Origin of the sequence: Amycolatopsis ruanii (assembly GCF_003385175.1) — a bacterium.
GTDB classification, from domain to species: Bacteria; Actinomycetota; Actinomycetes; order Mycobacteriales; family Pseudonocardiaceae; genus Amycolatopsis_E; species Amycolatopsis_E thermalba.
Genome location: NZ_PQHY01000032.1, coordinates 58,056 through 67,657 on the forward strand (window position 1 = coordinate 58,056; position 9,602 = coordinate 67,657).

The 9,602-nt window shown below is 71.3% G+C and carries 9 protein-coding genes and 2 pseudogenes; 8 read left to right on the plus strand and 3 right to left on the minus strand.

Going from position 1 to position 9,602, the window contains the following annotated elements:
- Positions 1–32 precede the first annotated feature (32 nt).
- The 5 genes from D0D28_RS18815 (at position 33) to D0D28_RS18835 (ending at position 6,173) form a co-directional block, all read left to right on the plus strand.
- The gene (locus tag D0D28_RS18815) at positions 33–629 is read left to right on the plus strand and encodes a TetR/AcrR family transcriptional regulator (protein ID WP_094006682.1); all 597 of its coding nucleotides are present in this window, start codon (positions 33–35) and stop codon (positions 627–629) included.
- A 128-nt stretch (positions 630–757) separates the two neighbouring features.
- Positions 758–1,924 (plus strand): acyl-CoA dehydrogenase family protein, encoded by a 1,167-nt coding sequence (locus tag D0D28_RS18820; RefSeq protein ID WP_116111461.1) that lies wholly within the window; start codon positions 758–760, stop codon positions 1,922–1,924.
- Positions 1,911–3,977 (plus strand): acetate--CoA ligase family protein, encoded by a 2,067-nt coding sequence (locus tag D0D28_RS18825; protein WP_116111462.1) that lies wholly within the window; start codon positions 1,911–1,913, stop codon positions 3,975–3,977. The genes D0D28_RS18820 and D0D28_RS18825 overlap by 14 nt, the downstream gene beginning before the upstream one ends.
- Positions 3,974–4,780 (plus strand): SDR family oxidoreductase, encoded by an 807-nt coding sequence (locus D0D28_RS18830; RefSeq protein WP_094006685.1) that lies wholly within the window; start codon positions 3,974–3,976, stop codon positions 4,778–4,780. The genes D0D28_RS18825 and D0D28_RS18830 overlap by 4 nt, the downstream gene beginning before the upstream one ends.
- Positions 4,770–6,173 carry an aldehyde dehydrogenase family protein gene (locus D0D28_RS18835; RefSeq protein ID WP_116111463.1) on the plus strand — a complete coding sequence of 468 codons (1,404 nt, stop codon included), beginning with the start codon at positions 4,770–4,772 and terminating at the stop codon, positions 6,171–6,173. The genes D0D28_RS18830 and D0D28_RS18835 overlap by 11 nt, the downstream gene beginning before the upstream one ends.
- On the opposite strand, the pseudogene D0D28_RS37375 reads toward D0D28_RS18835, so the two are convergent.
- Positions 6,058–6,297, minus strand: a pseudogene (locus D0D28_RS37375) (hypothetical protein); the annotation flags it as partial. The gene D0D28_RS18835 and the pseudogene D0D28_RS37375 overlap by 116 nt on opposite strands.
- A 370-nt stretch (positions 6,298–6,667) precedes the next feature.
- Between D0D28_RS37375 and D0D28_RS36865 the strand changes: the two are divergent.
- The 3 genes and pseudogenes from D0D28_RS36865 to D0D28_RS18850 all read left to right on the plus strand — a co-directional run.
- Positions 6,668–6,994, plus strand: a pseudogene (locus D0D28_RS36865) (sulfite exporter TauE/SafE family protein); the annotation flags it as partial.
- A gap of 64 nt (positions 6,995–7,058) precedes the next feature.
- Positions 7,059–7,211 (plus strand): hypothetical protein, encoded by a 153-nt coding sequence (locus D0D28_RS36870; RefSeq protein ID WP_240323265.1) that lies wholly within the window; start codon positions 7,059–7,061, stop codon positions 7,209–7,211.
- A 98-nt stretch (positions 7,212–7,309) separates the two neighbouring features.
- The gene (locus tag D0D28_RS18850; RefSeq protein WP_116111464.1) at positions 7,310–8,344 is read left to right on the plus strand and encodes a hypothetical protein; all 1,035 of its coding nucleotides are present in this window, start codon (positions 7,310–7,312) and stop codon (positions 8,342–8,344) included.
- Positions 8,345–8,748: 404 nt separating this feature from the next.
- Here the strand turns inward: D0D28_RS18850 and D0D28_RS35720 are convergent, their stop codons facing one another.
- A complete protein-coding gene (locus D0D28_RS35720; protein WP_162831113.1) occupies positions 8,749–9,090 on the minus strand; it encodes a hypothetical protein in 342 nt (113 codons plus the stop codon).
- On the minus strand, positions 9,024–9,431 hold the full coding sequence (locus D0D28_RS37675; protein ID WP_116111465.1) for a DUF3990 domain-containing protein: 408 nt from the start codon (positions 9,429–9,431) through the stop codon (positions 9,024–9,026). Before D0D28_RS37675 ends, D0D28_RS35720 begins: the two co-directional genes overlap by 67 nt.
- Positions 9,432–9,602: the final 171 nt, after the last annotated feature.

Sequence of the window (9,602 nt, forward strand, 5' to 3'; positions counted from 1 at the left end):
TCGCGCTGCCACCGGGCGAAGAAGGAGTACGCATGCCGCGGCCCAACGTCGAAGCGGAACGGCGTGAGCAGATCCTGCAGGCGGCGTGCCACGTCATCGCCGAGCAGGGGTTCCGCGCGCTGCGGCTCGCCGACGTGGCGAAGGTCGCGGGGTTGTCCTCGGGCATCCTGCACTACTACTTCACCAACAAGCGCGACCTGGTGCGCGCCGCGTTCGAGCAGAACGTGGCCCGTTCGTTCGCCCGCCGCACCGCCATCCTGGAGTCCGACACCGACGCCGTCAGCAAGCTGCGGGCCCTGGTCGACGCCTACCTGCCCGCCGACGACGAGACCGTCGAGTCCTGGCACGTCTGGGCCGAACTGTGGGTCGAGGCCATCCACGACCCGGACCTGCAGGACCTCAACGAGCGTGCCTACGGCGAGTGGCGGCGGCTCATCGCCGGCATCGTCCGGGACGGGCAGGCGGCAGGCCAGATCGGTGACGCCGACGCGGTCGAGCTCGCGAACCTGCTGGTCGCGGTGCTGGACGGGCTGGCGCTCCAGGTGCTGGCCGGGTCGCGGAACATGACCCTGGCGCGGATGCGCACGACCTGCCAGTCGTTCATCGACCGCGTCATCCTGCCCCGGTAACCCAAGCCCGCACGATCCGGGCCGGGCATCGACCCGTCCGCATTATTGACTGACGAGCCAGTTATTTATTAGCCTGAGGGCCGGGCCACGTGCTCGCCCATTCCCTCCCCGTTTCCGAGGAGCTCCCCTTGCGCCTACCCACCGAACTCGTCGCCCTGACCGACGAGCAGAACCACATCCTCGACCTGTGCCGCCGCTTCGCCGAACAGGAGATCCGGCCCATCGCGCGCGAGGTCGACGAGGCCGACACCGAAGTCCCGTGGGACATCTGGTATTCGGCCGCGAAGGTCGGCCTCACCTCGTTCATGCTCCCGGAGGCCTACGGGGGCGGCGGTTTCACCGACGTGTTCACGCAGTGCCTCGTTCAGGAGGAGCTGTGCACGGGTGACCTCGCCATCGGGAACCTGTTGACCGCCAACGGGTTCTTCGCCCACCCGATCCTGGAGCTGGGCACCGGCGAGCAGCGGGAGCGCTACCTCACCCCGCTGGGGGCGCCGCGCCCGCCGATGACCTCCCTCGCGGTGACCGAGCCCGACACCGGCTCGGACGCGGCCAGCCTGACCACCCGCGCCGTCCGCAAGGGCGACCGGTACGTCCTTTCCGGACGGAAGGCGTGGATCTCCAACGCCGGTGCCTCCGAGTACTACATCGTGTTCGCCACCGTCGACCCGGCGCTGCGGTCCCGTGGGGTGACGGCGTTCGTCCTGCACCGCGACACTCCCGGGTTCACCGTGTCCGAGCCGTGGAAGAAGATGGGCCAGCGGGCGCTGATCAACGCCGAGCTCGTGCTGGACGAGGTGGAGGTGCCCGAACGGGACCGGCTCGGCGCCGAGGGTGACGGGTTCCGCGGCCTGATGCACACCTTCGACCGGTCGCGCACGATCCTCGCCGCGGCGGCGACCGGTGTCGCGCGCGCCGCCACCGAGTACGCCACCGAGTACGCGCGCCAGCGCCGCCAGTTCGGCAAGCCGATCATCGAACACCAGGCGGTCGCCTTCCGGCTCGCGGACATGGCGACCCGGGTCGAGTCCGCGCGGCTCATGACGTGGCGCGCGGCCAAGCGCATCGACGCCGGGCTGCCCGCCGGCCGGGAGTCGGCCATGGCCAAGCTCGTCGCCTCCGAGACCGCCATGTTCGCCACCTGGGCCGCGGTGCAGACGCTCGGCGGGTGGGGCTACTCGCGGGAGTTCCTGGTGGAGAAGTGGATGCGCGACGCCAAGCTCGAGGAGATCGAGGAAGGGACCTCCGACATCCAGCGGCTCATCATCTCCCGGAGCCTCGATGACCGCCGCTGACACCGTCGCCGGCCAGGCGGCCACGGGGGCGGACGACCTCTCGGCCCTGTGGCAGCCCCGTTCGGTCGCGGTCGTCGGGGCGAGCGACAACCCGGCGAAATGGGGTTACTGGCTCGCCTCCGGCGCGTTGAGCGGGCGGGACCGCCGCGCGGTGCACCTGGTCAACCACCGCGGTGGCCGCGTGTGCGGGGTGCCCGCCGCCCGGAGCCTGCGTGAGGTGGGCGAGCCGGTCGACCTGACGGCGGTGGTGGTGCCGGCCACCGCCGTCGGGGAAACCGTGACCGGCGCGCTCGACCTCGGGTCGCGCGCGGTGCTCGTCATCACCGACGGCGTGCAGCGCCTGCCCGGTGGGCCCGCGCTGCTCCGCGACCTCGCGCGGCGCGCCCGCGCGGCGGGGGCCAGGCTGCTCGGTCCCAGCTCACTGGGCATTGTGGACAGTGCGCAGGAGCTGCGACTGGCGTGGGGCCACTTCGCGCCGGGGCCCGTCGCGATCATCACGCAGAGCGGCCAGGTCGGCTCCGAGCTGGCGCACCTGTTGCACCGGCACGGGTCGGGCGTGTCCCGGTTCGCCTCGGTCGGAGTGCAGGCCGACGTCACGTCCGAGGAACTGCTCGCCGGGCTCGCCGCGCACCCGGGCACCACGGCGGTGATCTGCTACCTCGAAGGGGTCCGGGATGCCGCCGGGTTCCTGTCCGCAGCCAGGGCGTTGCGCGAGGCGGGCAAACCGCTCGTGGTCCTGGCCGCCGGTGACAGCGCGGCAGGCAGCGCCGCGGCTCGTTCCCACACCGGGGCGCTCACCGGCAGCATGGACGTGCTCGACGCGGCCTGTCGCGCCGCCGGCGCGGTGCGGGCGCGGACCCCGGCGGAGGCGGCGGCGCTCGCGCACACCCTCGCCGCGGGTGTGCGCCCGCGCGGCGACCGGATCGTCATCGTCTCCGACTCGGGCGGGCAGGGAGCGCTCGCCGCGGACGTCGCCACCGCGGCGGGCCTGCGGGTCACCCCGCTCGGGTCCGGTGCGCGAGCGCGGCTGGCCGAGACCCTGCCGGCCGTGCCCGGCAACCCGGTCGACCTCGCCGGTGCGGGGGAACAGGACCTGTCGTCCTACGCGGCAGTCGCGGAGGCGGTCGCTCCCGAGGCGGGCGCGGTCGTGCTCACCGGCTACTTCGGACGGTTCGGAGTGGACAGTCCGGGGTTGCGGGAGGCCGAGTGCGCGGTCGCGCACCGGCTGACCCGGCTCGCGAGGACGGTTCCGGTGGTCGTGCACAGCATGGCCGAGGACGGCCCGGCCGTCGACGTGCTGGTCCGCGGCGGGATCCCGGTGTTCGCCGACGTGGAGACGACCCTGCGTGCGGTCGCCGGGTGCGTGCGGTGGGAGCGCGCGGTAGCGCGGGACGTGCCCACCCCGGACCCGGTCGGGGAAGGCGAGCGTTGTTCCTACCTCGCGGCCCGCGACATGCTGCGCGAGGCGGGGATACCGGTGCCGGAGGCCGGCACCGCGCGGTCGGCGGACGAGGCCGTGGCACTGGCCGCGAGCTGGCCCGGTGCCACGGTGCTCAAGGCGGACCTCGACCACAAGACCGAGGCGGGCGGCGTCGTGCTCGGGCTGCGCACCGCCGGGGAGGTGGCCGCCGCGCACCGGGACCTGACCGCCCGGCTCGGCCTGGACTCGGTGGTGGTCGAGCGGATGGACGAGCGGGCCGGGGTGGTCGAGGTGCTCGTGGGCCTGCGTCACGACCCCGTGTTCGGGCGGGTCGTCGTCGTCTCCTCCGGTGGCGTCGAGGCCGAGTTGTGGCGCGACACGGTGCTGGAACTGGCCCCGGTCGACGAGGCCGAAGCCACGGCCATGCTCGCCCGGTTGCGCGGTCATCCGCGGCTGCTCGGCTGGCGCGGCGCGCCCGGCGTGGACATCCCGGCGCTGGCGCGAGCGATCGCCGCCGTGTCCCGGATGCCGGTCGCGACCTGCGAGATCAACCCCCTGCGGGCCAGCGCCGACGGTGTGCTCGCCGTCGACGCGCTCGTGTTCCGCGGGCACAGCGAGGAGGAACCGGCATGAGCGAGTTCGCGGGACGCGTCGCGGTGGTCACCGGTGGCGGATCCGGCATCGGCCGCGCCATCGCCCGCCGGTACGCCGCGGGCGGTGGCAGCGTCGCGGTGCTCGGCAGGCGGGCCGAGCCGCTGGCCGAGACGGTGGACCTCATCGGCGCCGCGGGCGGCACCGCCACCGCGCTGACCGTGGACGTGCGCGACTTCGACCAGGTCAGCGCCGCGATGACCGCGGTGCGCGACCGGTTCGGCCGCATCGACGCGCTCGTCAACAACGCGGCGGGCAACTTCGTGTGCCCCGGGGAGCGGCTCAGCGCAGGGGGCTGGCGAGCGGTGATCGACATCGTGCTGAACGGCACGTTCCACTGCACGCGGGCGGCCGCCGACGTCATGCTCGAACAACGGTCCGGCAGCGTGCTGTCGGTGATCGCCAGCTACGCGTGGCACGGCCACCCCGGCACGGTGCACAGCGCCGCGGCCAAGGCCGGGGTCCTCGCGATGACCCGCACCCTGGCCGTCGAATGGGCCGGCCGCGGCGTGCGGTTGAACTGCCTCGCGCCCGGCCCCACGGAAACCGCGGGCGCGGGAGCGGCGCTGTGGGGCGACCAGGCCAGCCGCGACCGCGTCCTGGCCAGCGTGCCCCAGCGCCGCATGGCCGGGACGGACGAAATCGCCGGGACGGCCGCGTTCCTGCTCGGTGACGGCTCCGCCTACATCACCGGCGAGGTCCTGACCGTCGACGGTGGACAGTGGCTCGGCAAGCAGGTCTACGGACCCGAGCTCGGTGCCGGGGAGGCCGCTGATGCGCGCTGACTTGTTCATCGACGGCGAATGGCACCGGCCGGCGGCCACCATCCCGGTGACCGACCCGGCGACCGGGGAGGTCGTCGGGCACGCCGCCGACGGCACCGAACAGGACGTGGCGCGGGCGGTGGCAGCGGCAGCGCGCGCGTTCCCGGACTGGGCCGCACGCGGGTACGCCGAGCGTGCGGCTCTGCTCGGCGCGCTCGCCGACCGGTTGCGGGACCGGCGGGTGGTGCTGGTCGCCACGGTGGTCGCCGAGGTCGGCTGCCCGGTCACGGTGACGCGGGAGTCCCAGGTGGACGTGGCGATCGACGTGGTGCGGTACTACGCGGATCTCGCCGCGCACCGGTCACCGGTCCGCGAGGTGGGCGCTTCGCTCGTGCACGAGGTGCCTGCCGGGGTGGTCGCCGCGATCACGCCGTGGAACTACCCGCTGTACCAGCTGGCCGCGAAGGTCGCGCCGGCACTGGCCGCGGGCTGCACCGTGGTCGCGAAGCCGGCCGAGCTGACACCGCTGAGCACGTGCCTGTTCGCCGAGGCCGTCGCCGAAGCCGGTCTGCCGCCCGGGGTGGTCAACGTCGTGCTGGGTCGCGGCCAGGTCGTCGGCGCGGCGCTGGCGTCCCATCCCGGCGTCGACGTCGTGTCGTTCACCGGGTCGACCACGGTCGGGCGGGCCGTCATGGCGCGGGCGGCGGAGTCGGTGAAACGGGTGTGCCTCGAGCTGGGCGGGAAGTCGGCGAGCGTCGTGCTGCCCGGCGCGGATCTCGTGACGGCGGTGCGGGCCACCGTCGCTTCGGCGACGCTGAACTCCGGTCAGACGTGCAGCGCGTGGACGCGGCTGCTCGTCCCGGCCGCGCAGCACGACGCCGCGGTCGAGTGCGCGGCCGAGGCGATGGCGGCGGTGGTCGTCGGCGATCCCCACGACCCGGCCACCGAGAACGGCCCGCTGGTGTCCGCGGCGCAGCGGGATCGAGTGGAGTCCTTCGTGGCACGTGCCCGGGCCCGCGGCGCGCGCGTGATCGGGCACGGGCGCGTTCTGCCTCCGCGCGGGCATTTCACGTCGCCGGTCGTCGTGGCGGGTGCCGGGGAGGACTGGGAGATCGCGCAGGAGGAGGTGTTCGGCCCGGTGCTGGTGGTGCTGCCGTACCGGGACGAGGACGAGGCGCTGCGGATCGCGAACGGCACCCGCTACGGCTTGCACGGCGCGGTGTGGGGTGAGCCCGAGCGGGCACTGGCGTTCGCCGCGCGGATGCGCACGGGCCAGGTGGACGTCAACGGACCGTCCTTCAGCCTCGACGCCCCCTTCGGAGGCTTCGGACAGTCCGGAATCGGCCGGGAACTGGGCGAAGAGGGCCTGCGCGAGTACACCGAAACCGTGGCGGTGCAGGGTGTGCTCGGCTGACCCGTGCGCCGGGCTCGGCTTCCGTGGTCCGGACGGGCCCGGGCAGCAGCCCTGGCACGCCGGACGGCAGTTCGACGATGGCGCCGAACGGAACCACCCGCGTCACGGTTGCCGTGATGACTCCGCCGTCACCGTGCTGGGCGAGGAACTCCCGCCACGCGGCCGGCGAAACCTGGTACTAGACATGTGATCACCTCCTTTCGCGTCGTCGTCCCAGGAAAGGAAGGCGCGGGAGGTGGCGGGCCGCGGGTCCGCCGGGCGATCACGGCGCGGCCGGGGGTCCTGTCTGTGCGCGGCGCAGGGCAGACCCGGCAGTCACGACGTCGAAGCTGGCATCTACCGGCGCGATGCTCAATCCTCCTGCCGCAGGGTTTTCGCCGTACTCCTACGTTGACCTCACCCCTGGGGCAGAGCCGAAGATGTCGTTCGGGCAACCGGCACGAAGTTAGGGGGACCGTGCTGCAGGACACCTGCTCGGCTGCGCGGCCAGCGTCGTGATCGGGTTCGGTGACGGCGCGTTTCTGACCGCTTCCGGCGTACTCGCCGGACTGGTCGGCAGCGCAGGCGGCATCACCTCGTTGATCTCCTACCCTGCTCTGCTCGTGGCGGGGCTTCCCGCCCTGTCGGCGAACGTCACCAACCTCGTTGCCGGGGCGGCATGCTGGCCTGGCGCGGCTCTTGTCTCTCAACCCGAACTGGCGGGCCACGGACCATGGCTGCGTCGCTGGGTCCCGCTGTCCGCTCTCGGCGGCGCGGCGGGCGCGGTGCTGTTGCTCTCCGCACCGACCGGGGTGTTCGCTCACGTCGTGCCGTTCCTGGTGCTCATCGGCTCGCTGACGTTACTTGCGCAGCCCCGGCTTACCGCTTTGCACCAGCGATACCGGGATGGCCGCGGCGGCCCTGGGCCTGGGCATGTTCGTCGGCTCGACGCTGGGACCACGGATCGCCCGCCGTCTGCCGGCTGCTGGGCTGCGCCTGACGGTCGCGGTGATCGGCCTCGCTTTGGCGATCCAACTGTGGATCACCGCCACCGACTGATTGGCACCGGAATCCGGCCTGAACTGACCGCAACCTGACAGGCGGTACACCCGGCCCTCGCCGTCCGGTATGAACCGGACAACCGGATGAGGGGGCACATGGTGACGAACCGCGTACTGGCCGAGCACGCCGAGGCCGCCGGCTTCGGACGGCTTGTTCGAGTGCACCGGACCTTCCGGGAACCGGTCGCCGGCGCGATGCTGGGCGTGCTCGGCCTCGTCCCGGCCGGGATCGCGGCGTTCTACCTCGTCCTCAACGACTCGACGGCCTGGCGGTGGATCGTGCTCGGCTACGCGGCGCTGCTGTGGGCGACGGCGGCCTGGACCTGGTGGGGTCCGGTGCCCGGCGGCCGGTGCTGGTTCGGCGCCGCCGAGCGCGGGTTGGTGGTGTGGGTGCCCGGCGCGGAGCCCGAGGCGTTGCGGTGGGAGCAGGTCGAGGTCGCCGAGGGGCTGCGGCTCGTCTGGAACACCGGCTCGCGGCCGATCGGGAGGGTGTGGGCCCGCGACGAGCTGGTGCGCACCGTCCGCTCGGGGCGTCCGTACCCGCCGCGGCGAACGCCACGCCTGGCCGCCGGGGCGCTGGCGGTGGCCCTGTCGGGTCTGGTCGTGTGGTTCACCGCGGTGCCGCTCGCGCTGGAACTCGCCTTCGGTGAGCGGCCGCGCGAGATCACCGATCTGGCCCGGCTGTGCACGGGCGGCGAAGCGTTCGGCCAAGCGCCCGCCTACTCCGGCCCGGGGCCGCACGCCGTGGCCGTGTACGAGGGGTCCGGCTTCCCCGACTACCTGCAGGGCTTTACCTCGGCGGAGGCCTGGCCGCCGCCTGCGGACGAGGTGCAGCTCGTCGGGTGCAGCCGCCTGATCGGCCAGGCCGCCCCCGCCGCGATCCGGTCGTGCGAGTACGAGGACGGCTCCACGCGCGTCACCTACCAGGGCCGCTACGCGGTGACCGTCGTCGAAGCACGCACCGGCCGCCCGGTCGCGGAGTTCACCGTCGACGGCGCCCCCACCGTGGACGACTGCCAGCTCACCATCGTGGTGCCCTCCGGCAACCGGGGTGTCAAGCACACGTCCTACACCACCCCCGACGACGCGGCCTTCGCCGCGCACCTGACTCCCCTCGTGGACGCCGGGTAAAGATCCGTACTCGATCTGTGCGACGAAATTCTGGGCGAGTCCGGACAGCGTCAGGCCCGTGTCGACTGGCTCCACGGTGATCCGGGAGAGACGGCCGAGACGACGCACCAGGCCACGCTGGTACCCGGACCGTACCGGCCGAGCAAGCCGACGTCGCCAGCCGCGCCGGCCATACGGGGTCGACCATCTAGCGCACCTCCCCGCCAGCAACACCGCCAACGCGGCCAGCCCGATCCAGCCAGCCAGACCCACATGTGGAGGTCGTGCGAGAACGAAACGTCCGCGGGGCAGGTTGAGTCCTTCAGGGTTTCGTTGAGGTGCGACCCGGTCCGATCGGCGCGCAGCTCTGCCGTTTGCTTATCTCACGTCCGGAAGGCGCACATCAATCATAGTTCCAACGAACACTAAGTTGGACTCCAAGGACGTGGCGTTAATTTTTCTGCCGGCTGGTTCCACCAAAAATCGATGTGCCCATAGTAAACCTCGTAAGCCCAGTATTCGGGATCTTGATGACCCAATGCATTTTCGAAGTCTGGATCATCCATTTCCCAATCACCCAGGAGGTCATTGATTCGACCAGTAGCCTCTTCTTCGGTTATGCCGAATTCTGAGACCATGACACTTACTATCAAAGGATAGTATTCACGACCGCGCTCGCTACGCCAAGGACATTTTTGCATCATTGGATGAACCTGTTCAATACCGATGCGGCAAACGACGCATGGAAGGACACCTGACTCCTCCACGGCCGCCTTATACCCCCGCGTCTCAAATTCTCCACGTTACCCACCATGGGCCCCTCGACAACATCGTATTCATGAAGATCCTTACTCGAACGATGATGCAGCGTAAAGCTCCGCCAGGCATCGTCCGCCTCCACGAAAGTTCGCGTACTCAAAGATTCCAATTCTGATACAGGGACCCTGAAACGCACAACCTCGGGAACTCCACCTCTTTTTCTCACGACCCTCTTAGCTCGTGCCGCTGCTTGCTCCGGATCACGTGTCGTGTAGAAGCGGCGGCCGAAGTCTGGGTTGGCGATCCCCCTGCCGAGATCAATGCCGTCGGATCGGAACTCCGAGCACAACGATCGTTCGTCCCATGGTAAATCGACGAAGTTGTCCGGGACTGGGGTCTATCCCGTGATCGGTGTTTCTGGCGGTTCGGTTAGTAGGTTTCGGCGGCCGGCCAGCGGTCACCGAAGGTGATGGCGAAGGCGTTGAGTACGGGTTTCCAGCGCATCGTCCATCGGGCGCGG